Source organism: Allobosea sp. GW822-FHT03F07, assembly GCF_058801345.1.
Genome location: NZ_JBXAND010000003.1, coordinates 255532 through 281388, shown reverse-complemented (window position 1 = coordinate 281388; position 25857 = coordinate 255532). Strand labels below are relative to the sequence as shown.

Sequence of the window (25857 nt, the reverse complement as noted above, 5' to 3'; positions counted from 1 at the left end):
GCTCAGGCGTCCTTGCTTTTGGCGAAGTCCATGTAGAGCTCGCGCGCCTTGCGATAGAGCGGGCCGGGCTGAAGCTGGCGGTCGTCGATGCGGCCGACCGGAACGACCTTCGAGTAGTTGCCGGAGGAGAAGATCTCGTCGGCCTGCTCGAAATCGCTGTAGCGCAGGCTGGTCTCCTCGACCGTGACGCCATCCTGCCGCAGCAGGCCTATGACGCGCTGGCGGGTGATGCCGTTCAGGAAGGTGCCGTTGGGAACCGGCGTTTTCACGACGCCATCCTTGGCGAGGAAGATGTTGGAAGTCGCGGTCTCCGCGACGTTTCCGAGCATGTCGAGCACCAACGCGTTGTCGAAGCCGGCGGCCTTGGCGGCGCGGAGCGTGCGGGCGTTGTTGGGATAGAGGCAGCCGGCCTTGGCGTCGGTCGGAGCCGTCTCGACCGTGGGACGGCGGAACGTGCCTTGCGTCACCGACATGCCGGTGCCCGGCTCGCCCATCGGCGCCTCGAACAGGCACAGGCAGAAGCGCGTCGAATCCTCGTCCGGGATGATGGTCGAGACGCCGTCCGCCTCGGCCCAGTACATCGGCTTGACGTAGAGCGCGACGTCGCCGCTGAACTTCTTGAAGCCCTCGCGCGCCTTGGCGATGATCGCCTCGGGGGTCTCGGTCGGCTTCAGCCCCAACGCCTTGGCCGAGCGGTTCACGCGGGCGGCATGCGCAGCGAGATCGGGCGCGACGCCGTCGAAATAGCGAGCGCCGTCGAAGACGGTGGACCCCTGCCAGCTGGCGTGGCTGCGCGGACCCATGATCGGCGGGTTGCCCTCGCGCCACTCTCCCTCGAACCAGGTCCAAGTCTGCGAATACCAGGCCATTCCGTGCTCCCGCGCGATCGGTTTTTGATGGGCGCCACCGTCTGCCGCGCGCCCCCTCACGTCAACATGCAGCCCTGCACATCCCGATGACGGGATGTGATGGAAGCGATCGGAAGGTGTGATGGATGACGTGAGTGATCAGAAACCCAGCGCGCGCAAGGCCGCGATGACGCTCATGCCGACGACCAGTGCGAGCAGTTCGCTGCGCCGGAGCACCATGCTGCCGATCGCCGCGAGCAGCGCGACCGCTGCCGCGAGCCCGAGCCGCTCGATCAACGGCAGCACGGTCGCGGCGATGATCGAGCCCGGCAGTGCGGCGAGCCCGCGCCGGGCATGCGGCGTCAGCGGGATGAAGCCCATCAGGACCACGCCGGAGATGCGGCAGAGATAGGTCGCAAGCGCCATGGCGAGGATGGCGAGGATCGCGCCCCAGCTTCCGGGATCAGGCAGCGTCATCGCGAAACGCTCCCACGAAGGCGCCCGAGAGCGAGCCCACGATGATGAAGGCGTAGCCGTCGACGAGCTTGGCCGTGACGAGCGCGACGAGGCCGGCGACGACCCAGGGCACGGCGGCGCGCCGACCGCGCCAGAGCGGCACGATCATCGCCGCGAAGAAGATCGGCATGACCAGATCGATGCCGTATTTGCGCGGATCGGTGACGAGCGCGCCGAGCAGATGGCCCAAACCGCTGAAGGCGATCCAGACGATCCAAAGAGCGAGCCCCGCTCCGACCAGCAAGCCGAGATCGCGGCCGCCTTCCGCGCGATAGCGCGTACCGATCAGCCAGTTGGCATCGGTGAAGAAGAACAGGTGCCAGGCGTTCAGCGTCTTCGAATAGGACGCGAACCAGGGCTGCAGCGAGGCGCCCTGCAGGATCATCCGGGCGTTGACGGTGGCGGTCACGACAGCGAGGCCGGCGATCGCCCCCCAACTCCATTCCGGCCGCCAAACCTCCAGCGCCACCAGCTGGGAGACACCGCCATAGACGAGGCCGCTCATCAGCAATGTCTCAAGCAGGCTCAGCCCCTTGGCCGAAGCCGCTGCGCCGAAGGCGACAGCGAAGACGACGATGCCCGGAATGAGCACCCCGACCTTGCGAATGCCAAGCAACGCACCCGCAGCAGTGGCCGGAGCCGCAGCCTTATCCATCGCCTCGGTCCTCCCTTGCGGCCGTCATTCTTGAGTTGGGCCTGCGGCTCGTTCCACCCTGGCGGGCGCGCACGGCACGCTTCTTTCCAAGGCCGAAGCCGGCGCGAGGTCAACGGCCCGGCGCGGGCAGGCCTCATGCCCCTGACACAGGACAGAGACGAAGGATGGCGGGAATTGGTTCCGGCAATGGGGCGATTGCTCTAACCTGCGCGCGATGATCTGGCTGACCTCTCCCGACATGACTGCCACCGCCCTGCCGGCCGCTTGGCTGGTCGCAACGGGAGAGCGTCCTGGCAATCTGATCGAGCGCTCCCGGCTGCGGCGGGACATGGCGCAGCGGATCATCGCGCGACAGCTCGGGCTGCCCGCCACCGACGTGGCGATTGGGCATGACGCGCAGGGGCGCCCCCTGCTTGAACCGCCGGTGGACAAGAAACTGCATCTCTCGCTGGCGACTCGCGCCGGGCTGGTCGGCGTGGCTCTCGCCAGGCAGCCCGTCGGTATCGATGTCGAGCTTGTCGACGTGGCTCGGCCGCTGCCGCTGGCGACTCTCCATCAAGAGGAAGCGGCGATGCTGCTCGGACTGCCGGAGAGCGCCCGGCCGCTGGCCTTCGCCCGGCTCTGGAGCGCCAAGGAGGCTTATGTGAAGGCGCTCGGCACCGGCTTCGTCCGTGCTCCCGAGAGCTTTGCCGTCGCATTGCCGACGCCGGAGCGCTTCGTGGTTGCCGATGCCCTGCGCGGCTCCAGTACGGAGGGAAGCAGCCGCACCATCGAAAACGGCGGCCAGGAGATCCTGGCCGCCGCGATGATCGTTCTGGATTGAAGCGTGAAGGATCAGCCCGGCTGATCTGCCGACCTCTTCTTCAGGGCGTAGCCGACGGCGCAAACCAGCGCAGCGCCGAGGGCCGAGCTGACATAGTGAGGCAGCGAAGCCGGCCCGATGCCGATGGCGCTGACTTCGGTCGGCACGGGCTTGACCCAGGTCGGCATATTGACCTCGAGCCAACGCAGCACGGCGATATCGCCCAGGATCATCTCCGCCGCGATCCAGCCGAGCAGGCCCGCACCGAGCCAGATCAAGATCGGGAAGCGCTGGATGATCGTGGTCAGGAACTGAGCGCCCATGATGATCAGAGGGATCGAAAGCAGCAGGCCGAAAATGAACAGCTCGGGATGTCCGCGCGAGGCGGCCGCAATCGCGATGACGTTGTCGAGGCTCATGACCGCATCGGCGATCGCGATGGTGCGCACCGCCTGCCAGAGCGAGGTGCCGCCATCGATATCGGCATGGGACTCCTCCTCGCCGACCGCGAGCTTCACCGCGATCCAGAACAGCAGCAGGCCGCCGACGATCTTGAGGTAAGGCACCAGCAGCAGATAGGTCACGATCAGCGCGAAAACGATGCGCAGACCGATGGCCGCCGAAGCGCCGAGCCAGATGCCGACCTTGCGCTGCTTTTCAGGCAGTTGCCGGCAGGCGAGCGCGATAACCACCGCGTTGTCGCCCGAAAGCAGCAGGTCGATCCAGATGATCTGGAGCAACGAGACCCAGAATTGGGATGATGAGAAGTCCATAGGTCGGTCAGTCCCTGTGTCAGAGGGCCGGATCTGGCCGGCGGTTTTTCATGAGGTAGCCGAGGCCGAGCACGAGCAGTGCGCCGATCAGGGCTGCCGGGTATTCGAAGCGATGGAGCGTATCCGCGCCGAATTTGGTGACGAGCCAGGGGTCGCTGTCGAACATCTCGCCCGCGACCCAGCCGAGCAGGGCGGCGCCCGCCCAGACCAGGATGGGGAAGCGGCTCAGCAGGCTCGTGATCAGCGAGGCACCGAGCACGATCAGCGGAATCGAAATGACGAGCCCGCCGACTAGCAGGGGAATCGAATCCTTCGCGACGGCGGCGATCGCCAGCACGTTGTCGAGGCTCATGACGATGTCGGCGATGGCGACCGTCTGGACGGCCCTCCAGAGCTTGCTGCTGGCGGCGATCGAATCCTCGTCGCTCTCGCCATCCTCGACGATCAGCTTGACCGCGATCCAGACCAGCAACAGCGCGCCTACGATGTGCAGGAACGGCATGTTCAGAAGCGAGGCGATCAGCACGGTGAACACCACGCGCAGCACGACCGCGACGCCGGCCCCGAGCGCGATGCCCTTCGCCCGCTGGTCTGGCGCAAGCGCACGGCAGGCGAGCGCGATCACCACCGCATTATCACCCGACAGCACGATGTTGAGCGCGATGATCTCGACCAGCTTGCCCCAGAGAGCCGGATCGAACAGCGGCAGCGACGACAGGTCCATTCCAGCCCCTTGCTTGCTCCCCCGCCACCCGGCAGCCCAGCGCCGCGAATGGAGCCGCGTTCTCGCGCGGCGGAGGATCGATGCCCCAATATGTGCGGCTTGTCACGGTGATGCCGCGAAAAGCCGGGAATTAATCACAGAGCCTGCTCGACGGCCTTGCCGGCGGCTTCCGTGCCGAGCGAGCCGCCGAGATCGCGGGTGCGGGTGCGGGCATCGCCCAGCGCCCGCTCGATCGCGGCCTCGATGCCCTTGGCGGCTTCGGTCTCGCCGAGATGGTCGAGCATCATCGCCGCCGACCAGATCTGGCCGATCGGGTTGGCGATACCCTGGCCGGCGATGTCGGGCGCCGAGCCGTGGACCGGTTCGAACAGCGAGGGATGATCGCCGGTCGGGTTGATGTTGCCGGAGGGCGCGATGCCGATCGTCCCCGTGCATGCCGGGCCGAGGTCGGAGAGGATGTCGCCGAACAGGTTCGAGGCGACGACGACGTCGAAACGGTCCGGATTCAGCACGAAATGGGCGGTCAGGATGTCGATATGGTACTGGTCGACGGCGACGCCGGGGTAGTTCTTCGACATCTCCTTCACGCGCTCGTCCCAGTAGGGCATCGTGATGGCGATGCCGTTCGACTTGGTGGCCGAGGTCAGCTTCTTGCGCGGGCGGCGCTGGGCCAGCTCGAAGGCGTATTTCAGCACGCGATCGACGCCGACACGGCTCATCACCGTCTCCTGCATGACGATCTCGCGCTCGGTACCGGCGAACATCTTGCCGCCGACCGAGGAGTATTCGCCCTCGGTGTTTTCGCGCACGACGAAGAAGTCGATGTCGCCGGGCTTGCGGCCGGCGAGCGGGCCGGGCACGCCGGGCATCAGGCGGACAGGGCGCAGGTTGACATACTGGTCGAATTCGCGCCGGAACAGCAGCAGCGAGCCCCAGAGCGAGATGTGGTCCGGCACCTGGGCGGGCATGCCGACGGCGCCGAAGAAGATCGCGTCATGGCCGCCGATCTGGTCCTTCCAGTCGTCGGGCAGCATCTTGCCGTGCTTGGCGTAATAGTCGCAGGAGGAGAAATCGAACTCGTCCAGGCGCAGCTCGAAGCCGTACTTCTTCGAGGCGGCCTCGAGGATGCGCAGGCCCTCGGGCATGACTTCCTTGCCGATGCCGTCCCCGGCGATGGCGGCGATGCGATAGACGCGATTGGTCCGGCTCATGACTTCTCTCCGAAGAATGCGGTGAATTCGGCTGCGACGAGATCGGGAAGCTCCTCGGCCAGATAATGCCCGCCCGGCAGGCCGCGGCCTTGGACGTTCTCCGCGCGCCGGCGCCAGAGTTCCAGCGGGTCGAAGCATTTGCCGATGATGCCGTTTTCGCCCCAGAGCGCCAGAAGCGGCTGGGTCAGCCTGCGCTCGCCATCCTCGTCGTCATGGCGGATGTCGATGGTCGCGGCGGCGCGATAATCCTCGCACGAGCCATGGATCGTCGCCGGATCGGAGAAGCAGCGGATGTATTCGGCCATGGCGTCGGCCGTGAAGGGCGTCAGCCCGGCGGAACCCGAGCCGCATTTCTTGCGCCAATAGGCTTCCGGATCGGCCCCGATCATCCGCTCCGGGAAGGGGGCAGGCTGGATCAGGAAGAACCAGTGCCAGTAGGCGCGGGCGAAGGCGTCGGTGGTGCCGGCATACATCTCGCGCGTCGGCGCGATGTCGAGGGTCGCAAGCCGCGTCACCCGGTCGGCATGGTCGAGCGCGAGGCGGTGCGCGACGCGGGCGCCGCGGTCATGCGCGCCGACCATGAAGCTGTGATGGCCGAGTGCCGTCATGACCTGCGCCATGTCGAGCGCCATGGCGCGCTTGGAGTAAGGGGAGTGCTCGGCATCCGTCGCCGGCTTGTCGCTGTCGCCATAGCCACGGAGATCGGCGCAGACGAGCGTGAAACGGTGCTTCAGGCGCTGCGCCAGCTTGTGCCAGAGCACATGCGTCTGCGGATAGCCGTGCAGCAGCAGGAGCGCCGGCCCCTCCCCGCCTGTCCGCACACGGATGCGCGCACCCGACGTCGCGACGTCGAGCAGGCGGAAGCCGGGGAAGAGGGTATCGCTGACAGGAAGCTCGGTGACGGACATCACGACCGGATCATGGAGAGAGTGTCAGGCCGATAGCCCGAAACGCGGGCGATTGCGTGCTCGGATTATTACACAATTCACATCAATAACATGCTGCACTGCAGCAATAATAAGACACAGCAGGCGCCGTGCTCCGTTATGCTCGCCCTTGTGGCGAGCATCCGCGTCTTGAACGCCGCCCTGCCCGGAGGAAGACGTGGATGGTCGGGACGAGCCCGACCATGACCGTTGGCCCACCCGCGGGGATGCCCCTGCGTCGGGATCAGCCGCGTAGCGCCGCCCCATACCGCTTGGCCATCTCCGCCACGATCTTGGCACCGACCGCCTCGATCTCGGCTTCCGTCAGCGTCTTCTCGAACGGCTGGAGCGTGACCGCGAGCGCGACCGACTTCTTGCCCGCCTCGACGCCCGGCCCTTCATAGAGGTCGAAGACCGAGACGTCCGAGATCAGGGCGCGGTCGGCGTTCTGGGCCGATTTGACCATCTCGCCGGCGGCCGTCGCCTTGTCGACGATGAAGGCGAAGTCGCGCGTCACCGGCTGGAAGCCGGAAAGGGCCAGCTTCGGCTTGACCTTGGTCGGCTTGAATTTCGGCAGCGGGAGCGCATCAAGATGGATCTCGAAGGCGACCAGCGGGCCCTTGACGTCGAGCGCCTTGAGCACGCGGGGATGGATTTCGCCGAAGGCGCCGATGACGCCCTTGGGGCCGAAGCGCAGCGTGGCCGAGCGGCCGGGATGCGCCCAGTCCGGCCCGCCCGGAACGACCTGCAGGCCGCCGACCGGCACGCCGAGCCCGGCGAGCAGCGCCATCACGTCCGCCTTGGCGTCGAAGGCGTCGACGGCTTTTGCCGCGCCGTCCCAGTGGCGGCCGGCCCCCTCGAGACGGGCAGTGCCGCGACGCAGGCCGGCGGCGGCGATGAGCTGGCCTTCCGGCTCGTCGCTCTGGAAGACTTGCCCGACCTCAAAGAGCGCGACATCGGGATAGCCGCGATCGGCATTGGCCTGGCCGGAGCGGATCAGCCCGGGCAACAGCGAGGGCCGCATGTCCGAAAGATCGGCCGCGATCGGATTGGCGAGCGCGAGCTGGCGCGAGCCGCCGCCGAAGAGCTTGGCCGCCTCCTGCGAGATGAAGGACCAAGTCACCGCCTCGACCATGCCGCGGCTGGCGAGCTGGCGCTTGGCGGCGCGGGTGCGCTTCTGGAGTACAGTCAGGACCGGCTTGATGACCTCGCCCTTGATCCGCGGCAGCGGCGTCGAGACGACGCGGTCGAGCCCGACGATGCGCAGGATCTCCTCGACGAGATCGGCCTTGCCACCGACATCGGCGCGCCAGGACGGCGCCGCCACCTTGACGCGATCGCCGGTGCCCGAAACGTGGAAGCCGAGCGAGGTCAGCGCCAGCTTCATCTCCACTACAGGCAGTTCGAGCCCGGTCAGTCGCTTGACCTCCGTCCAGGGGAAGTCGATGGCCGGAGCACTCTCGGGGAGTTCGCCCGCGAAGACCATTTCCGAGGCCTCGCCGCCGCAGAGTTCAAGGATCATCGCGGTGGCGAGATCCAGGCCCGGCCGGCAGAAATCGGGATCGACGCCGCGCTCGAAGCGATAGCGCGCATCCGAGGTGATGCCGAGTGCCCGGCCCGAGCGGGCGATGTTGAGCGGGTCCCAGAGGGCGCTCTCGACCAGCACGTCAGTGGTGCCCTCGTCGCAGCCCGAGGCCTCGCCGCCCATGATGCCGGCCAGCGATTCGACGCCGTGCTCGTCGGCGATGACGACCTGCTCGTCGGTGAGAGTATAGGTCTTGCCGTCGAGGGCGAGGATCGTCTCGCCGGCCTTGGCGCGGCGGACGGTGAGGTCGCCAGAGACCTTGGCCGCGTCGAAGACGTGCAGCGGCCGGTTGCGGTCGAGCGTCATGAAATTGGTGATGTCGACCAGCGCATTGATCGGACGCAAGCCCACGGCGCGCAGGCGCGCCTGGAGCCATTCCGGCGAGGGGCCGTTCCTGACGCCGCGCACCAGCCTGAGCGCAAAGGCCGGGCAGAGCGCCTTGTCCTCGGGAGCGAAGTCGAGCTTCACATCGACCGGGCAGGGATAGGCACCGCGCACCGGCTGAATTGCCGGCGACTTGACCTTGCCGAGGCCGGCGGCCGCGAGATCGCGCGCGATGCCGGCGACACCCAGCGCATCGGCTCGGTTGGGAGTCACCGCGATTTCGATCACCGGATCGCCGAGGCCGGCATAGGCCGTGTAGGACTGGCCAACGGGCGCATCCGCCGGCAGATCGATAATGCCGTCGTGATCCTCGGAGAGCTGCAGTTCGGCGGCCGAGCAGAGCATGCCGTTGGATTCGACGCCGCGGATCACGCCCTTGCCGAGCGTCATGTCCTTGCCGGGAATGTAGCTGCCGGGCGGCGAGAACACGCTCTTCATGCCGGTGCGGGCATTGGGCGCGCCGCAGACGACCTGCACCGGCTCGCCCGAGCCGGTATCGACCATGCAGACGCGCAGCCGGTCGGCATTGGGGTGCTGCTTGGCCTCGATGACATAGGCGATGGTGAAGGCGGCGAGCGCCTTGGCCTTGTCCTCGACGCCCTCGACCTCGAGCCCGACGCGGGTCAGAGCCTCAGAGATGGCATCGACGGAAGCGTCGGTGTCGAGATGGTCCTTGAGCCAGGAAAGCGTGAATTTCATCGTTCGTCGTCCATCAGGCACCATGCTGGCGGGGATAGCCGGCAGGCGCACATCGTCATCATGATCATGTCGGAAGGGGTCGGGCCGGAAGGCATGTCAGCCGCCATCCCGCGCGACCTGGGAGGACATGGCCGGCACGGCATCGTTCAGTTCGCTGACGCCGTCCGTCTTGATCTTCATGGCATTGCCGCGCCAGCTCACTTCGCCGCCGACGAAGGCATAGGCCCAGACACCGGGGAAGGCGATGTCGCGCACCAGCAGGGCGAGCGGCGTGCGCCAGTTCGCGAACCAGCCGACACCGTGCGACACGGCGATGTCACCGGCATACCAGATCGCGAGCGCCAAAACGGGGCCCAGCCAAAACGGCAAGCCGAGAGCCGGCGCCCCCAGGCCAGCGAGCACCGCCGGCAGGATCGGGGCGGCCAGGATCTCCAGCGCGAAGAAGGGCAGGAAGGTGACGCGACGCAGCCGCGCCCAGCGGAACTGGCGCTGCACCGCGTCCGCCAGACGACGTGGCCCGAGCGGCTGCTCGAAGGGTTGCCCCACCAGGTGGACATGCTTGCCGGCCCGGCGCACCAGCTTGGTCGCCGCCGCATCCTCGGCGATTTCCTGCCCCAGCGCGGCGATGCCGCCATTCGCGTCGAGGAAAGGCTTGTTCCAGAGCATCGACTTGCCCTGCGCGAAGCCGAGGCCGAGCGCCTCGCCGACATATTGCCAGCGCGCCTGGAACGGATTGAGGAAGGCACATTCGACCTCGGCGCCGAAGCTCTCCGGCCGCGATCCGGCCGGCGTCGAGCAGACCAGCCCGGTGTCGGGCCGCCACACCGCCAGCATGCGCTGGATATAGTCCTTCGGCATCAGCACGTTGGAATCGGCGAGGATGACCCAGTCGGTCTCCGCCGCCTCCCAGCCGCGCACGCAGTTGTTGAGCTTCGGATTGGCGCTGACGGCGACATCGCCCACGATTAGCCTAACCTTGTCGGCGCCGTAGACGCCCGCCAGTTCCTCGATCAGCGGAATGATCGGGTCATCGGCATCGGCGACGCAGAAGATCGTGCTGTAGCGCGGGTAATCGAGCTCGAGCCCGGAGATCGTCGTCTCGCGGCTGAAGGCTTCGATGCCGCGCACCGGGCGCACGATCGTGACCGGCGGCAGCGCGTCGAGCAGCGCCGAGCGCGCGAACGTCTTGCGAAAGCGCCAGAAGGCGATCGCCTGGCTGAGCAGGTTCATCGCGAGCAGCAACCCGGCGAAGAGGGCAGCCCAATGCGCCGGCGTCACGCCGCCCTCCCTTTTGCGAGACCAAGACTCACGACGACAGCCCGCCGGTCAGCGTCGGCAGGTCGAGCGGGCGGAAGCCGTAATGCGAGAGCCAGCGCACATCCGCCTCGAAGAAGGGGCGCAGGTCCGGCATGCCGTATTTCAGCATGGCGATGCGGTCGATGCCCATGCCCCAGGCGAAGCCCTGATAGACCTCCGGGTCGAGCCCGCAATTCCTGAGGACGTTGGGGTGGACCATGCCGCAGCCAAGGATTTCGAGCCAGTCGTCGCCCTCGCCGAAGCGAATCTCGCCGCCCTTGCGCGAACACTGGATGTCGACCTCGACCGAGGGCTCGGTGAAGGGGAAGAAGGACGGCCGGAAGCGCATCTTGACCGTATCGATCTCGAAGAAGGCCTTACAGAACTCTTCCAGAATCCATTTCAGGTGGCCCATATGGGCGTGTCTGTCGATGACGAGCCCCTCGACCTGATGGAACATCGGCGTGTGGGTCTGGTCGGAATCCATCCGGTAGGTGCGGCCCGGGCAGATCACGCGGATCGGCGGTTCCTGGGACAGCATGGTGCGGACCTGGACCGGCGAGGTATGGGTGCGCAGCAGCTTGCGCTCGCCATTGGCGTCGGGCGCGAAGAAGAAGGTGTCGTGCATCTCGCGGGCGGGGTGACCGACCGGGAAGTTCAGCTTGGTGAAGTTCAGGTCGTCGGTCTCGACATCCGGGCCTTCCGCGATCGAGAAGCCCATATCGCCGAAGATCGCGGTGATTTCGTCGATGACCTGGCTGATCGGGTGGATGCGGCCACGCGCTTCCGGCCCCTCGCGCACCGGCAGCGAGACGTCGATGGTCTCCGAAGCGAGCTTGGCTGCGAGCGCCGCTTCTCCCAGCGCGTCCTTGCGGGCAGCCAAGGCCGTCTGGACCTTGTCGCGCAGGCCGTTGATCAGCGGCCCCTTTTCCTTGCGCTCGTCGGGCGTCATCGAGCCCAGCGTCTTGAGCAGCGCCGAGATCGAGCCGGCCTTGCCGAGAGCGGAAATGCGCAGCTGTTCGAGCGCGCCCTCGTCGGAGGCGGCGTCGATGGCGGCGAGAACGTCGCGTTCCAGGGTGGTGAGATCGGTCATGAAGGGTCGCAACGTGCTGAATGCGTGGGAACGGCCGCGTTCTAGCGGGAACGGCCGGCATATGCCAGAGCGAAGCGGCACTTGCTGCCGCCCAAGACGGATGCAGCCCGGAAATGCCGGCGAGGACCTGAAGACCATGCCCGACAGCACCGCCCAGAAGAATTCGCCCTCCTATCGCCTCGCTGCGCTCGACCACGATTTCTTGCTCGGCGATTCGACGCGTGGCGCCCGCTTCATGCTCGAATACCAGAAGGCCGAGGACCATCTGCGAGCACGGGGCGTGGTGTCGACCATCGTCGTCTTCGGCTCGGCGCGGGTGCGCGAGGGCGATCCCTGGTACGAGGCCGCGCGGGCCTTCGCTCGCCTCGCCTCCGAGCGCGGCGGCGCGCTCGCGGAAGGCAGCAGCGGACGTGACCATGTCATCGCCACCGGCGGCGGGCCGGGCATCATGGAGGCGGCCAATCGTGGCGCGACCGAGGCCGGAGCGCTCTCGATCGGCTTCAACATCACCCTGCCGCATGAGCAGGAGCCGAACCCCTGGTCGACGCCGGACCTGACCTTCCGCTTCCACTATTTCGCGATGCGCAAGATGCACCTGGCGATGCGGGCGGCGGCGCTGGTGGTCTTCCCGGGCGGCTTCGGCACGCTGGACGAATTGTTCGAGATCATGACGCTGGTGCAGACCGGCAAGATGGGGCCGGTGCCGATCGTGCTCTATGACGGCGCCTACTGGAAGGCGCTGCTCAACCTGCAGACCATGGCCGATGCGGGGATGATCCGAGCCGAGGACCTCACCCTGTTCTGCTATGCGGATTCGCCCGAGGAAGCCTATGCCCGCATCGTCGAAGGCGCGGGTGACAGTTGGCGGCCGGCGACGGAAGACAGCGTCGAGACGTGAGGGCCGGCGCAACCGCCAACGAAAAAGGCCGGCAGCGATGCCGGCCTTTTCCATATTCTCAAGGAACCGAAGGCTCAGGCGGCCTTGGCTTCCGAGCCCAGCGCAGCCTTGACCGACTCGACCACTGCCGCGAAAGAGGCGGCATCGTCGATGGCCATGGCCGAGAGGGTCTTGCGATCGAGCTCGATGCCGGCCTTGTTCAGGCCGTTGATGAACATCGAGTAGACGAGGCCGTGCTCGCGCACCGCAGCGTTCAGACGCTGGATCCAGAGCGCGCGGAAGGAGCGCTTCTTGTTCTTGCGGTCGCGATAGGCGTACTGCATCGAGCGATCGACGGCCGCCTTGGCGGCGCGGATCGTATTCTTGCGGCGGCCATAGAAGCCCTTGGCGGCCTTGAGTGTCTTCTTGTGCTTGGCGTGGGACGTTACGCCCCGTTTCACGCGAGCCATGTGATGATCTCCGGAAGGTTAGGGGGCGTCAGCCGTTGGGGAGGAAGTACTTCTTCACGTTGGCCGCATCGCCCTCGAACAGGGCGGTGGTGCCGCGGTGATTGCGGAGCTGCTTATTGGTCCGCTTGATCATCCCGTGACGCTTCCCGGCCTGGGCGTACATCACCTTGCCGGTTCCGGTGATCTTGAACCGCTTCTTGGCGGCCGATTTCGTCTTGATCTTGGGCATTTTAGCTCCTCATAGGTCGCGAGCGCGCAGATTGCGCCGCTTCATGTTTTGCTTGCTGGAAGCAAAGAACGACCGCCACGGCAGCCCTTATCAGCCGGGCGATCGAAGGCCGGGCGTATGACAGAAAAGGGCGGGCGTGGCAAGCGAAGCGATGACGGCATCGCATCGAGCCGCTCAGCGATGCTTCGCCAGCACCTCCGCCAGCATCGCGACGCCGCGCCGCAGCGCATCGATGTCGAGCGCAGCGTAGCCGAGGACGAACCCTGCCGTCCCGGCCTTGCGAGCCGCCGCGTCATAGAGCGGCGATACCGGATGGAGGCCGAGCCCGACGGTGCGCGCGGCCTCGGCAATCTCGCTCTCGCGGTCGGCAGGGACACAGTCGACCCAGATCACGAGGTGCAGCCCGGTATCGGCGCCCTCAACGGATACGGCCGCGCCGCATTCGGCCGACAGCGCCTGGAGCAGGACGCTTCGGCGCTCCGCATTCTTCCGGCGAATGCTGCGGACATGGCGCTCATAAGCGCCGCTGGCCAGCAGTTCGGCCAGCGCCTCCTGCTCGAGGAGCGGGGCATGCCGGTCCGTCAGGCGCTTGGCCTCGGCGAACACCTTCACCAGGCCGGCGGGCAGGACGAGATAGCCCAGCCGCAAGGTCGGCGACAGGATCTTGGAGACCGTGCCGACATAGATCACGGATTGCGGATCCAGCGTCTGCAAGGGCGGGATCGGCGCGATGTCGTGCCGGTACTCACCGTCGTAGTCGTCCTCGATGAGGTAGCCGTTGGCGGACGCGGCCCAGGCCAGCAGCGCGCGACGGCGCGGCGCGGACAGCACGCCGCCGAGCGGAAACTGGTGGGAGGGTGTGACATAGGCGAGCCGGGCGGGCGGCAACGCATCCGTCACCAGACCGTCGCCATCGACGGAGATCGGCACCGCCTTGCCGCCTGCCGCGACGAAGGCATGCCGGGCCAGGATGTATCCCGGGTTTTCCATCAGGAAGGGATCGCCGGGATCGAGCAGCAGCCGCGCACAGAGGTCGAGTCCCTGCTGGGAGCCGTTGACGACGAGGATGTCGTCGGCGGAGCAGGCGATGCCCCGCGACCGCCAGAGATAACTTTGCAGCGAGGTGCGGAGGTCATGGTCGCCCTGCGGATCGGCATAGCGCAGCCTCGCCTTGCGCCTGAGCGCGACCTTGGTCAGCGCGCGTCGCCAGGCCAGCACCGGAAAATCGGCGCCCGACAGGTCACCATAGCGGAAGTCGGCGAGCTTGAACGATCGCGTTGGCGCCGGCGCGGGCAGGTCGAGCAGGCGTTGCGCGAAGCCGGAGAGAGGTCGCCCCGGAGCCGCCGGAACGGGCGATGCTTCCGGCCTTGCCGCGAGGCCCTGCGCAACGACCGGACGGGCGCCCGGCCGCGTGACCAGATAGCCCTCCGCGATCAGCTGCCCATAAGCTGCCGTGACGGTGGTGCGGGATGCGCCCCACTCCGCCGCGAAGGCCCGGCTCGACGGCAGCCTATCCCCCGGACGATAGGCGCCGCCATGGATCCGCTCCTTGATCGCCGCCACGATACGGCGTCCGACGCCTTCCAACTGGCCCATCCCAATCTCGCCGAACTGGCTATTTCGTCCAAACCAGTTTGGGGGCATTGACCAAGCCGACGCAAGGAGAACCGCGATGTACACGCCTCCCGCCTTTCGCGACGACGACAGGGACAGCATTCTGGCGACTATCCGCGCAGCACGGCTGGCCAATTTCATCACGGCGACGGAATCCGGCGTGCTGGCTACGCCGCTGCCGCTGTTCCTCGCCGAGAGCGAGGGCGAGCATGGCGTGCTCTACGCTCATCTCGCGAAAGCCAATCCGCAGTGCCGGACGCCCGCCCTGGGCGATGGGCTCGCGATCTTCATGGGTCCGGACGCCTATATCACCCCGTCCTGGTACGAGACCAAGCAGGAGACCGGGAAGGTCGTGCCGACCTGGAACTATGTCGCGGTTCACGCCTACGGCCGGGTCGAGTTCTTCGACGACGCCGCGCGGCTGCTCGAGGTCGTCACGCGGCTGACCAACCTGCATGAGGGCGAACGGCAGGCGCCCTGGGCGGTATCCGACGCGCCGCCGGACTTCATCCAGGCGCAACTGCGGGGAATCGTCGGGATGCGCATGCCGATCACGCGGCTGGAGGGCAAGCGCAAGATGAGCCAGAATCGCCCCCTCGGCGACCGCGCGAAGGTCGCCGCCGGCCTTGCGGACAGCGCCCGGCCTTCGGAGCGCGCAGCCGCTTCGCTCGTCTCCGTCGATTGATCGCGAGCGCAGACCTTCCTTCCAACTCCGGTCCAACCACCATGCCCGGACTCAGCCATCTCGCGCTCTATGTCGCCGCAACGTTTGTGCTCGCGATCACGCCGGGTCCCGGCATCTTCTATGTCGCGGCCCGAACACTAGCGGGCGGCCGCAGCGAAGGCATCGCGTCCAGCTTCGGCACCGGGCTGGGTGGCATGGTCCATGTCGTCGCCGGCAGCCTGGGAGTGTCCGCCATCGTGCTGGCGAGCGCGGAGTTCTTCACAGCGCTCAAGCTAGTGGGGGCGGCCTATCTCGTCTGGCTCGGCTGGCGCACCTTCCAGGCGGCGCGGCGGGACGCGGCGAACGTGCTCGGCGGCGGCGCGGCCGAGCCGGCCATCGGCGTGGCAAGGGCCTTTCGCGAAGGCGTCGTCGTCGAGGCGCTGAACCCCAAGACGGCCGCCTTCTTCCTCGCCTTCATTCCCCAGTTTGTGGACGGCACGGGAAGCGTCGCGTTGCAGTTCCTGATGCTGGGATTCGTCTCCGTCCTGCTCAACACCCTGGCCGACATCGTCGTCGCCTTTGCAGCGAGCGGCATCCGCGAGGGCGCAGCCGCCCGCCCCGGCCTGATCAAGCGCCTCCGCGAGGCCTCGGGCGGGGCGATGATCGCGCTCGGCGTCGGGCTCGCTTTGACCAAGCGGCCTGCCATCTGAGCGCGCCGCCCCCTCGCCGGGCCTCGGGCGATGCCCGGCACGGCGAAGCGCTGGCCTGACGCACCGGCCAGATCGTCTCGCCATCAGCGTTCGTCGTGCGAAGGGCTGCCTAGCGCCTGCCCGCCCGATTGACCGGACCGCCACGGTTCATCGGCGTTCCCGGGCGCACGCCCACGCCCGGCGCGCCGACGCCCGGCGTCACGGCGGCACGCGCGACCGGCCGCGGCCGCAACACGACACCCGGCCTAACGATGCAGCCCGCGGGATAGTTGACGTATTGGCAGTAGACGACGGCACCGACCTCGCCGGTACCTGTGGCCATGAAGCCCGCCACCAGGACGGGTAACGCAATCAGGAACTTCATTGTCGGCTCCCTCAACTGTCTTCAGGCAGGAACGACGAGTAGATCGAGATTGGCGTCTTTGAACTGCCCGATGTTCACGAGTTGCCGGCGGCGCAGGGGCACCGCAGCGCGCGGTCTTGAGGAATCCCGAATGGCTCAACGGCCCCGGCGCGCTCCATCAAAACTGGGCGCAACCGCCATGTTGCCGGAGGAGAGTTGCCTCAACTATTGTCCCTGGGGACAATGCAGCCTCTCACGCCTTGATCTCCGGATCTGGAGGCAAGTGAACCGCGGCCAAGTCTACCGCGGCCATCGCGGCCACCCCGTCATGCGCCACCAGCACAGGCCGGGACGTGTCGTCGTCCATCCCCGTCGTCACCGGAACCGGCGCGGCGCGATCGCGGCAAGTGCTGCGATCGGGCTATTGCCGGTACGACACCACACCGGCGCGGACGACCGGCTTCTGGGACTGGTGCCCGGTCCACCGAGGCGGTGGGCGCAAGCCCGCGCCGCTACTCTGCCGCGCGGATGAAGTGTTCGCCGCCGTCGCCCTGAAGGCGCGCGCCGAGCCGGTCGACATCGAGCACCATCAGCATGCCGGCGGGCTCGCCCTTGGCGTCGCGCGCCGCGACGACGCCGAGGGCTGGCACGTCGGCCTTGGCCGAGAGGTCACGCAGCGCCTGCAGTTCCGAGACGGCGATCTCGGGGATCAAGCCGAGCGCGTCGACGATCAGCCCCAGTGTCCGGCCGGCGGCGCGCACGATGACGATCTGCTGCTCCTCGGATGACGCATCGGGAATGCCGAGCAGGCGCGCGAGCCGAAGCACCGGCACCGGCTGGCCCTCGTGCAGTTTGTAGCCGGCGAGCAGACCGTCGTCGGCCTTGCGCGCCGATGGCTTCAAGCCGGCGATGTCGACCGCCTCGATGACGTCGCGAGCCTTCACGCCGAGCCAGTGCCGCCCGATATGGAAAGTCGCGACCTCGAAGGCCTCGACGCCATTGGCCGGCTTGTGTGCGGCGAGCGTGCCGCGCCCTGCCCCACCCGCCGCCGGCCTGGCGTGCGCGCCGCTCGCGACCTCGCCCAGCGGCACGGCGCAGAGCGCCACGACATCGGCACGGTGGCCGTCGCTGGTCTTGTATTCGCGATAACCTTTCGAGAGCGCGGCGCCGACGGCCATATGCTTGCCCTCAAAGCTGCGGATGCAGGCGAGGTCGCCGTCGCGTTCCAGGCTGACGGGATCGACCGGCAATGGGCTGTCGGAGCCGATCGCGAAGCGTGGATCGCTCGAAGAGATCACCCGTCCGTCGCTGTCGACCAGGATCGTGAAAGCGCCGGACAGCGCCGCGCCATCCTCGTCGGTCGGCAGGGAATCCGTCAGGATCGCGGAGAATTGCGGAGTCGAGTCGAAGACGATCGCGATGCCGCCGAGCGCCTTGCCGCCTGACGGCGCCTGCACCGCCGCCGTATAGACCAGCGTCGCGGCATCGTCATAGAGCGGGCTCGGCTCGAAAGCGGAGACCGCATAGTGCTGGCCGGAGCGAAGCGCCAAGGTCCGTGCCACCCATTCGGCATCGAGGGTACTGCCGACGAGATGGGCCTGCGAGGACTGGGAGACGGCGATAACGACGCCCTGTGCATCGAACAGAATGAGGTTGCTGTAGACCGTGTAGAGCGCGTTGATCGTCGCGAGTATCTCGCCGCACAGCCGCCTGCCCTCCGGCGACGGCGCAGCCAGCACGCGCGCAAAGCTCGCATTCAGCGCCCACCAGCGGCAATCATTGGCGCGCTCGTAGAGATTGCGGTCCATCACGTCGATGGCGAAGGCGGCACGCGAGCGGCACTTCTCCATGATCGCGGCGACGACTGTGCGATGCAGATCGCCGATCGAGGCATCACAGACGGCCTGCGTCTTGCGGCCGGCGCTGGAGATCTCCCAGAGCAGGATTTTCGAGAACGCGGCGTTTGCGGCGGTCGAACCAGCCTGCCGGATCGAGCCGTTCCAGACCGAGCGGTTGAGATCGCCCTGGATCGCCGCGGCCTGACGGGAGACGCTGCGCAGTTCCGCCGAAAACAGGCCGGCCTGGCTGGTGACCGCGGCGAGCAAATCGTCGCCGATACCCTTGCCGAGTTCGCCATCGTCCTGGTCGAAGGCGGCCTCCAGCGGAATCAGGCCGAGCCCGATCCAGCCCGGGCCCATATAGCCCTGGTAGCCGGAGGTCTTGCAGGCCATGGCGAGATATTGCCGCCCGCCGAGCCGGATAATGGGATCGCGCCCCTGCAGCGCCGCCGGCGAGAGCTTCAGCCCGGCCGGCATCTGGATCGGGCAGGAGCCGGCGATGACGTCCCCGGCAGGCGAAACGCAGCCCAGCACGGTCCAGTCATGCTCCGGCAGGAGCTTGCGGAAGATGCCGGCCATCTCGTCGGCCAGACGGAAGACCAGCACGAGCACGCCCAGCGGGCGCTTGGCGGCATCCTCGACCCGCCATGCATAGACCAGCTTCTGCTCTTCGGAGACGAAGTCCATGACGCCGTAATGTTCGACATAGGCGCCGTGCGAAGACAGCGCCTCGTCGATGATCGGATGCCGCGCGCTCTGCGCCTCATGCGGCGCGAGCCTGGCGCGGATCGCCCCCTCGCAATCGACCAGCACGATATCGGAATAGACCGAGTACTTCGCGACATAGTCGCGGAAGCGAGCCTCCATCGCGATACGGGCATCGGCGGAGGGCTTGGCCTCCAGCATCTCGCGGATATCGGTGTCGGCGGCGAGGAAGCCGATATCGGCCGTGCGTTCGAACAGGTTGCGGACCAGCACGTCGATGGCGTTCTGCGCCTTGATGCGCAGATCGGCCATGACCTTGTCGCGCGTCTCCTTGGCAAGATGGCTGAGCAGGCTCGCGGTCAGCTCCTCGAAGGCCGAGCGCGTGCCCGACATCTCGGTAGCATTGCCGGACAACTGCCCGAGCAGGGTCAGGGTGTCCCAGGATGCCTGCAGGCGATCGAACACCTGACGATAATCGTCGATCGCGCGCATATGCCGGATCAGGCCCGCCAGTGCCGGTTCGATCTCGATCCCCTTTTGCAGAGTCGACACGTTCAGTAGCCCTCTCGTCAGGCTGCCCCGCCGCCCGCAAGGGCGCCGCGAAGGACGTAGAATCCGGGCATGACGAAAACTGCCCCCCGCGCGGAATGAGATCACCAACGCCGTTGATTCGCACCGGGTCGGCACTCTCGGAATCGCATAAATTTGCAGCAAATGCAGCGCTCATCCGCAGCGCCCGGGCCAACGCGGCGGGATTGCGGCCCTCACGGGCGATTCGGGCGCGGCGCAGGCACAGCGACGCCGGCGCCGCGCGGACAAGCCGCGGGCTGCAGACACGACATTAGATCAATCCGAACGTTTCATATCACGTCATACGATATATATGTTTCATTCGACCAAAGTCTCCGCTAAACCTTCGGCATGGATCAGAGCGACGTCGCCACCGCGCTGGATGCGCAATTCGATGAGCTACCGACGCAGTTGCGAGCGGTGGCACGTTGGGTGCTCGACCACCCCGCCGATGTCGCCCTGCTGACGACCCGCGAGCAGGCGCGCCGTGCCGGCCTCGCGCCAGCGACGTTCACGCGGCTGGCGCAGCGGCTGGGGCTCCCCGGTTACGACGCGATGAGGGCGGCCTATGCGGCCTCGCTGCGCCAGCGACCCGACGGCTTCGCCAACCGCGCCACGGAATTGCTGGCGCGCCATGGCGAGGAAGGCGAGAGCGCCGTCGCACAGGATATGTTCGCAGCGCTGGCCGAGCATATCCGTGCCTTGCGCGAACCCGACTGCGTGACCCGGCTCGAACGCGCGGCCGCGCGGCTGGCCGATGCATCCAGGGTCTTCTGCTTCGGCCTGCGCTCGGCCTTTCCGGCCGCCTACATGCTCGACTACATCCGTGCGTTGATCGGCGCCGACTCCATGCTCGCCGACGGGGCCGGTGGACGCGGCATCGACGCGCTGCGCAGGATCGGTTCGGGCGACGCGCTCTTCGTCGTCTCCGTCTCGCCCTATACGAGCCTCACCGTCCAGGCTGCCGCCCATGCCCGCGACAAGGGCGCCATCATCATCGCGCTGACCGACAGCGCGCACTCGCCGCTCGCCGCTCTCGCCGACGAACTCGTGCTGGTGCGCACTGAGACGCCCTCCTTCTTCCACACGATGACGCCGGCCTTCGCGGCCGTCGAATGCCTGGCGGCACTGATGACGGCGCGGCGCGGCCAGCCCGCGCTCGACGCCATCGCCGCATCCGAGGCGCAGCTCGACGCCTTTTCAACCTTCGAAAGACCGCGCCGCACGAAACGGAGACCCGCATGAGCCATCTGCTTCATCGCAGCGTGAGAGGGACCTACCCCGTCGCCACCGGCGGCAAGGGCGTCACCCTGATCGACGCCGACGGCAAGAGCTATATCGACGCCAGTGGCGGGGCGGCCGTCTCCTGCCTCGGCCACGGCCATCCCGACATCCTCGCCGCGATGCACGCCCAGATCGACAAGCTGGCCTATGCCCATACCAGCTTCTTCACCTCCGACCCTGCCGAGGAACTGGCCGACCACCTCATCGCACGCGCGCCGAAGGGGCTGGGCAACGTCTTCATCTGCAGCAGCGGCTCGGAGGCGATCGAGGCCTGCCTGAAGCTGGCACGGCACTACTTCGTCGAGACAGGCGAGGTGCGCCGGACGAACTTCATCTCGCGCCGGCAGAGCTATCACGGCATCACCGTCGGGGCGCTTTCCGTCGGCGGGCGGATGAAGGACCGCGCCCCGTTCAAGGAGATGCTGCTCAACGGCCACCATATCGCGCCCTGCTACGCCTATCGCGGCCAGAGCGCGGACGAGACGCCCGAAGCCTACGGGCGGCGCATGGCCGACGAGCTGGAGGCCAAGATCCTCGAACTGGGTCCTGAGACCGTCGCCGCCTTCGTCGCCGAGACGGTCGTCGGCGCGACGCTGGGTGCCGTGCCCCCGGCGCCGGGCTATTTCAAACGCATCCGCGAAATCTGCGACCGCCATGGGGTGCTGCTGATCCTCGACGAGGTGATGTGCGGCATGGGCCGGACCGGCACGTTGCATGCTTGCGAACAGGAGGGTGTCGCGCCCGACCTGATGGCGATCGCCAAGGGGTTGGGGGCAGGTTATGCGCCGATCGGTGCGATGCTGGTCGCTAGCAAGATCGCCGAGGCGATCCGTCAGGGCTCGGGCGCCTTCCCGCACAGCCAGACCTATAACGGCCATCCGCTGGCCTGTGCGACGGCGCTCGCCGTGCAGAAGGTGATCGAGCGCGATGATCTGCTCGCCAATGTCCAGCGCCAGGGCACTCATCTCGAACGCCGGCTGAAGGAGCGCTTCGGCAACCACCACCATGTCGGCGATGTCCGCGGCCGCGGTCATTTCTGGGGGATCGAGCTAGTAGCCGACCGCACTGCGAAGACGCCGTTCGAGGCGGGGCTGAAGCTCAACGCCAGGGTCAAGCAGGCGGCGATGGCGCGCGGGCTGATGGTCTATCCGATGGGCGGCTGTGCAGACGGCGTCTCCGGCGATCATGTACTGCTGGCACCCCCCTTCATCGCCGATGAGGCGGTTATGGACACGATCGTCGAACGGCTCGGAGAAGCCGTCGACGCCGCAATCGCAGATGCGCACTGACGCTCTGCGACAGATCTCAGAAGCAAAAACAGGGGAATTATCCATGACAATCAAACATTGGCTGACCGGCGCCGGGCTCGGCTTCGTCGCCATCGCGGCCGCAACCATGGCCAGCGCCCAGACCTCGACGCTCGAGCGCGTGAAGGCGCGCGGAGAACTGAACTGCGGCAACCACATCGCCCTGCCGGGCTTTGGCCTGCAGGGCCCGGATGGACGCTGGGACGGGCTCGACATCGACCTGTGCCGCGCGGTCGCGGCGGCGATCTTCAACGATCCCAACAAGGTCAAGTTCGTGCCGACGACGCCGCAGATGCGCTTCGTCGTGGTGCAGTCCGGCGAGGTCGACATGCTCGCCCGCAACGCCACCTACACGATGTCGCGCGACACCACCGCCGGCATGTCCTGGCCGATCATCAACTATTTCGACGGCCAGGGCTTCATGGTGAAGAAGGCGCTCGGCGTCACCGAGGCGAAGGGGCTGAACGGTGCCTCGATCTGCGTCACGCAGGGCACCACGACCGAACTCAACCTCGCCGACTTCTTCCGGGCCAACAATCTGAAATACGAGATCATCGGCTTCGCGACCAATGAAGAGGGCGTCAAGGCGCTCGAGGCCGGACGCTGCGACGCCTTCACCACCGATTCCTCAGGGCTGGCCGCCGAGCGGCTGAAATTCTCCAAACCGGACGATTTCACCATCCTGCCGACGCTGATCTCGCGCGAGCCGCTGGGACCTGCCGTCAAGCGCGGCGACGAGAGCTGGTTCGCACTGGTGAAATGGGTCCATTACGCCATGCTCAACGCCGAGGAGTTCGGTGTGACCAAGACCAATGTCGACGAGATGCTGAAGTCGCCCAATCCCGAGATCAAGCGCCTGCTCGGCGTCGAGGGCAAGTTCGGCGAGGGACTGGGCCTGACAAATGACTGGGCCTATCGCATCGTCAAGCATGTCGGCAATTACGGCGAGAGCTTCGAGCGCAATGTCGGCATGGGCTCGCGCCTGCAGCTCAAGCGCGGCCTGAACGACCTGGCCTCGAAGGGCGGGCTGCAATACCCGCATCCGATCAGGTGAGATGCCTGCGCATGCAGGCGCCGCGTCCCGATGGGGCGGCGCCTGCATGCTGCCGGCTGCCTCGGCAACACCCGACCATCATGCTAGATTGCGCCCGCCCGGCGGGCGCTCCAGCGCCCGATCCGGAACCGCGCGGCGACAATCGGGCCGCCGCATGTCGCTTCCGACGAACAGGCCGGGCCTTGTCGGGGAGAAGTGCCATGACGACCTACATCATGCTGGCGAATTGGACCGACCAGGGCGCGCGCAACGTCAAGGATTCGCCCAGCCGCCTCGATGCCGCCAAGAAGCTGATCGGGAGCATGGGAGGCGAGTTCAAGTCCTTCCACATGACGATGGGCGAATACGACCTGGTCATCGTCTGCGAAGCCCCCGACGACGCGGTGCTCGCTCGCTTCTGCCTGCAGCTCGCCATGCTCGGGAACATCCGCACGAAAACCCTCAAGGCCTTCCCCGAGGCCGCCTATCGCGAGATCATTCGCTCGGTGAGCTAAAGTCTTCGGCTCTTGCGAGGAAACCCGGCGGCCTCCCGGACAAGCGGCGAAGCCGCGCCGATCCGGGATCCATGCCGGAACGGTTCAGGCATGGATCCCGGGGCTTCGCTGCGCTACGCCCGGGATGACCTCTATGGACTCAGGTGTCGGCAACAAGTCCCCGCCCGCAGCATCGCGAGGCCAGATATGACAAGGCCCGGCACTGGGGCCGGGCCTGATGCAAGTCGCGTATTGCGGTCGGAGAATGCTTACTTGGGGGCCAGAACCATGACCATCTGGCGACCCTCGAGCTGCCAGTCGCTCTCGACCTTGGCGGTCTCGGCCAGATCGGCCTTGACACGCTCGAGCACCTTCACGCCGAGGTCCTGATGCGCCATCTCGCGGCCGCGGAAGCGCAGGGTCACCTTGACCTTGTCGCCCTCCTCGAAGAAGCCGAGCATGGCCTTCATCTTGACGTCGTAGTCATGCTTGTCGATGCCCGGACGCAGCTTGATCTCCTTGATCTCGATGGTGCGCTGCTTCTTGCGCGCCTCGGCAGCCTTCTTCTGCTCAAGGAAGCGGAAGCGGCCGTAATCGAGAATCTTGCAGACCGGAGGCACAGAGTTGGGGGCGATCTCGACCAGATCGAGACCGGCATCCTCGGCAATCTTCAGGGCCTCGAAGAACGAAACCACGCCACGGTTGGCGCCGGTATCGTCGATGAGCTGGACGTCGCGGACGCCGCGGATGTCGCGGTTGGAGCGCGGGCCGTCTTTGGTCGGGGTCGGGGCAGCACGGAAAGGACGACGAATGGTGGTATTCTCCTGTGAATGGCGCGTCTCGCGCCCGTGAGCAGACACATTGCACAAAGATGCGCGTTGTCAATGGATGAGGCGGATTTGGTCAGATGGTTACCGACCGAGCAGCGCGCAATAGACGTCGAGTGTCTCGCTAACCATCGTCTCCAGAGAAAAATGGCGCTCGACATGCTGGCGCGCCCGCAAAGCCAGATTGTCGCGGGCTGAAGGACGCAAGGCCAGCGCGCCCTCCAGCGCAGAGGCCAGCGCCGGCGCATCGCCCGGCGGCACGCGCCACCCGGTGCGTTCGCCCGGGCTCACCTGCGGCGGGGCGAGCACGGTTTCGGGCACGGCGCCGAGATCCGACACGACGACGGGCGTGCCCATCGCCTGCGCCTCGACCGCGACCCGCCCGAAGGCCTCCGGCTCGGTCGAAGGCACGGCCACGACCGAAGCTGCGAGAAGGGCCGCGGGCATGTCGGCACAATGTCCGACGCGTTTGACGCGCCCTTCGAGCCCGGCCTTGGCGATGAGCTGGTCGAGCTCCCTGACATAGCCCTCGCGGCCCTGCGGATCGCCGGCAAGGATGAAGGCTGTGTCGCTGTCACCGCCATCGCGCAGGATGCGGGCGGCCTCGATCAGAACGCGCTGGCCCTTCCAGTTTGTCAGGCGCCCCGGCAGCAGCACGATGCGCTGGTGCGGCTCGACGCCCCAGGCCCGGCGCAGCGCCTGGATACGCTCCGGCGTCACCGCCTGCGGGGCGAAGGCCGCGAAATTCGTGCCGCGGTTGACGACACGGATATGATCGCGCGCGAAGCCATGCTTCGCCAGGATCAGCTCGGCCGTATAGGCGGAGTTGGCGATGACGACGTCGCCGCGCGCCATCACGGAATTGTAGAGCGTCTTCACCGTCGAGCGGCTGGCATACGAGCCGTGATAGGTCGTGACGAAGGGCAGCTTGAGGATGCGCGCCGCCGCGAGCGCAACCCAGGCCGGCGCCCGCGAGCGGGCATGAATCAGCTCCACGCCCTCATGGCGACAAAGCAGCACGAGCTTGCGCACGTTCAGCGCCATGGCGAGCGGATTCTTGGAGGCCGCCGGAAAGGGCAGCCAGACGCCGCCCTTGGCCTGCAACTCGGCGACGAGCCTGCCGCCCTCGGTCGCGACCAGCGCGCGCGCGCCGACATCGGTCAAACCCTTGGCGATGTCGACCGCCGTGCGTTCGGCGCCGCCCGCCTCGAGATCGGGGATGATCTGCAGGATCGTCCGCCCGACGAGCGGGTGGGACTCGGTGGAGGGCAGCGAGAGATGCGCGCCTGGCTGGAAGGACATACTCACCGTTTCGCGACGACGCTTTCGTTTTGCGCGAGGATACCCGCGTGGCCTTAAGGTTCACGCGCCTGTAGCCCG

The 25857-nt window shown here is 67.0% G+C and carries 25 protein-coding genes; 8 read left to right on the top strand and 17 right to left on the bottom strand.

Features of this window, described 5'->3' with window-relative positions; all coding sequences use genetic code 11:
* Positions 1-2: 2 nt before the first annotated feature.
* The 3 genes from AC1RMY_RS12720 to AC1RMY_RS12710 all read right to left on the bottom strand — a co-directional run bounded on the left by AC1RMY_RS12720 (position 3) and on the right by AC1RMY_RS12710 (position 2019).
* Positions 3-869, bottom strand: coding sequence for a branched-chain amino acid aminotransferase (locus tag AC1RMY_RS12720; RefSeq protein ID WP_492864916.1), 867 nt, complete (start codon positions 867-869; stop codon positions 3-5).
* Between the two features lie 138 nt (positions 870-1007).
* Complete coding sequence (locus AC1RMY_RS12715) at positions 1008-1325, bottom strand: AzlD family protein (RefSeq protein WP_492864914.1); 318 nt, start codon at positions 1323-1325, stop codon at positions 1008-1010.
* A complete protein-coding gene (locus tag AC1RMY_RS12710) occupies positions 1312-2019 on the bottom strand; it encodes an AzlC family ABC transporter permease (RefSeq protein ID WP_492864912.1) in 708 nt (235 codons plus the stop codon). The genes AC1RMY_RS12715 and AC1RMY_RS12710 overlap by 14 nt, the downstream gene beginning before the upstream one ends.
* Positions 2020-2257: 238 nt before the next feature.
* Between AC1RMY_RS12710 and AC1RMY_RS12705 the strand changes: the two genes are divergently transcribed.
* A complete protein-coding gene (locus tag AC1RMY_RS12705; protein WP_492864910.1) occupies positions 2258-2842 on the top strand; it encodes a 4'-phosphopantetheinyl transferase family protein in 585 nt (194 codons plus the stop codon).
* A gap of 11 nt (positions 2843-2853) precedes the next feature.
* On the opposite strand, the gene AC1RMY_RS12700 is transcribed toward AC1RMY_RS12705, so the two are convergent.
* From AC1RMY_RS12700 to pheS, 7 genes are all read right to left on the bottom strand, one after another.
* Positions 2854-3594: a TerC family protein gene (locus AC1RMY_RS12700; RefSeq protein ID WP_492864908.1), complete on the bottom strand. Its 741-nt coding sequence runs from the start codon at positions 3592-3594 to the stop codon at positions 2854-2856.
* Between the two features lie 19 nt (positions 3595-3613).
* The gene (locus tag AC1RMY_RS12695) at positions 3614-4318 is read right to left on the bottom strand and encodes a TerC family protein (RefSeq protein WP_492864906.1); all 705 of its coding nucleotides are present in this window, start codon (positions 4316-4318) and stop codon (positions 3614-3616) included.
* Positions 4319-4452: 134 nt separating this feature from the next.
* Positions 4453-5529 (bottom strand): tartrate dehydrogenase, encoded by a 1077-nt coding sequence (locus AC1RMY_RS12690; protein WP_492864904.1) that lies wholly within the window; start codon positions 5527-5529, stop codon positions 4453-4455.
* The gene (locus AC1RMY_RS12685; RefSeq protein ID WP_492864902.1) at positions 5526-6437 is read right to left on the bottom strand and encodes an alpha/beta fold hydrolase; all 912 of its coding nucleotides are present in this window, start codon (positions 6435-6437) and stop codon (positions 5526-5528) included. Before AC1RMY_RS12685 ends, AC1RMY_RS12690 begins: the two co-directional genes overlap by 4 nt.
* A gap of 262 nt (positions 6438-6699) precedes the next feature.
* Positions 6700-9123, bottom strand: a complete 2424-nt coding sequence (gene pheT / locus AC1RMY_RS12680; protein ID WP_492864900.1) for a phenylalanine--tRNA ligase subunit beta — start codon at positions 9121-9123, stop codon at positions 6700-6702.
* A gap of 96 nt (positions 9124-9219) precedes the next feature.
* Complete coding sequence (locus AC1RMY_RS12675; RefSeq protein WP_492865314.1) at positions 9220-10353, bottom strand: ceramide glucosyltransferase; 1134 nt, start codon at positions 10351-10353, stop codon at positions 9220-9222.
* Positions 10354-10429: 76 nt separating this feature from the next.
* Positions 10430-11512, bottom strand: a complete 1083-nt coding sequence (gene pheS, locus AC1RMY_RS12670) for a phenylalanine--tRNA ligase subunit alpha (protein ID WP_492864898.1) — start codon at positions 11510-11512, stop codon at positions 10430-10432.
* A gap of 136 nt (positions 11513-11648) precedes the next feature.
* On the opposite strand from pheS, the gene AC1RMY_RS12665 reads away from it, so the two are divergent.
* Positions 11649-12410 carry an LOG family protein gene (locus tag AC1RMY_RS12665; protein WP_492864896.1) on the top strand — a complete coding sequence of 254 codons (762 nt, stop codon included), beginning with the start codon at positions 11649-11651 and terminating at the stop codon, positions 12408-12410.
* A gap of 74 nt (positions 12411-12484) precedes the next feature.
* On the opposite strand, the gene rplT is transcribed toward AC1RMY_RS12665, so the two are convergent.
* From rplT to pdxR, 3 genes are all read right to left on the bottom strand, one after another.
* Positions 12485-12859: a 50S ribosomal protein L20 gene (rplT, locus tag AC1RMY_RS12660; protein WP_492864894.1), complete on the bottom strand. Its 375-nt coding sequence runs from the start codon at positions 12857-12859 to the stop codon at positions 12485-12487.
* Positions 12860-12887: 28 nt separating this feature from the next.
* The gene (gene rpmI / locus AC1RMY_RS12655; protein ID WP_108044779.1) at positions 12888-13088 is read right to left on the bottom strand and encodes a 50S ribosomal protein L35; all 201 of its coding nucleotides are present in this window, start codon (positions 13086-13088) and stop codon (positions 12888-12890) included.
* Between the two features lie 174 nt (positions 13089-13262).
* The gene (gene pdxR / locus AC1RMY_RS12650) at positions 13263-14684 is read right to left on the bottom strand and encodes a MocR-like pyridoxine biosynthesis transcription factor PdxR (protein WP_492864891.1); all 1422 of its coding nucleotides are present in this window, start codon (positions 14682-14684) and stop codon (positions 13263-13265) included.
* Between the two features lie 76 nt (positions 14685-14760).
* Here pdxR and AC1RMY_RS12645 point away from each other — a divergent pair, with 76 nt between their 5' ends.
* Both AC1RMY_RS12645 and AC1RMY_RS12640 read left to right on the top strand, forming a co-directional pair.
* Positions 14761-15387: an FMN-binding negative transcriptional regulator gene (locus AC1RMY_RS12645; protein WP_492864889.1), complete on the top strand. Its 627-nt coding sequence runs from the start codon at positions 14761-14763 to the stop codon at positions 15385-15387.
* Between the two features lie 41 nt (positions 15388-15428).
* Positions 15429-16076: a LysE family translocator gene (locus AC1RMY_RS12640; protein WP_492864887.1), complete on the top strand. Its 648-nt coding sequence runs from the start codon at positions 15429-15431 to the stop codon at positions 16074-16076.
* Between the two features lie 109 nt (positions 16077-16185).
* Here the strand turns inward: AC1RMY_RS12640 and AC1RMY_RS12635 are convergent, their stop codons facing one another.
* Together AC1RMY_RS12635 and AC1RMY_RS12630 are read right to left on the bottom strand one after the other, a co-directional pair.
* Positions 16186-16440, bottom strand: coding sequence for a hypothetical protein (locus tag AC1RMY_RS12635; RefSeq protein ID WP_492864885.1), 255 nt, complete (start codon positions 16438-16440; stop codon positions 16186-16188).
* Positions 16441-16931: 491 nt separating this feature from the next.
* Positions 16932-19514: a chemotaxis protein CheW gene (locus AC1RMY_RS12630; protein WP_492864883.1), complete on the bottom strand. Its 2583-nt coding sequence runs from the start codon at positions 19512-19514 to the stop codon at positions 16932-16934.
* 369 nt (positions 19515-19883) lie between these two features.
* Between AC1RMY_RS12630 and AC1RMY_RS12625 the strand changes: the two genes are divergently transcribed.
* The 4 genes from AC1RMY_RS12625 to AC1RMY_RS12610 all read left to right on the top strand — a co-directional run bounded on the left by AC1RMY_RS12625 (position 19884) and on the right by AC1RMY_RS12610 (position 23671).
* Entirely contained in the window at positions 19884-20777 is an 894-nt protein-coding gene (locus AC1RMY_RS12625; protein WP_492864881.1) for a MurR/RpiR family transcriptional regulator, read from the top strand.
* Positions 20774-22105: an aspartate aminotransferase family protein gene (locus tag AC1RMY_RS12620; RefSeq protein ID WP_492864879.1), complete on the top strand. Its 1332-nt coding sequence runs from the start codon at positions 20774-20776 to the stop codon at positions 22103-22105. The genes AC1RMY_RS12625 and AC1RMY_RS12620 overlap by 4 nt, the downstream gene beginning before the upstream one ends.
* A 43-nt stretch (positions 22106-22148) precedes the next feature.
* Entirely contained in the window at positions 22149-23177 is a 1029-nt protein-coding gene (locus AC1RMY_RS12615) for an amino acid ABC transporter substrate-binding protein (RefSeq protein ID WP_492864877.1), read from the top strand.
* 200 nt (positions 23178-23377) lie between these two features.
* On the top strand, positions 23378-23671 hold the full coding sequence (locus AC1RMY_RS12610) for a GYD domain-containing protein (protein WP_492864875.1): 294 nt from the start codon (positions 23378-23380) through the stop codon (positions 23669-23671).
* 248 nt (positions 23672-23919) lie between these two features.
* On the opposite strand, the gene infC is transcribed toward AC1RMY_RS12610, so the two are convergent.
* Both infC and AC1RMY_RS12600 read right to left on the bottom strand, forming a co-directional pair.
* A complete protein-coding gene (infC, locus tag AC1RMY_RS12605; protein ID WP_327529183.1) occupies positions 23920-24462 on the bottom strand; it encodes a translation initiation factor IF-3 in 543 nt (180 codons plus the stop codon).
* Positions 24463-24561: 99 nt separating this feature from the next.
* A complete protein-coding gene (locus AC1RMY_RS12600; RefSeq protein WP_492864873.1) occupies positions 24562-25779 on the bottom strand; it encodes a glycosyltransferase family 4 protein in 1218 nt (405 codons plus the stop codon).
* Positions 25780-25857 lie beyond the last annotated feature (78 nt).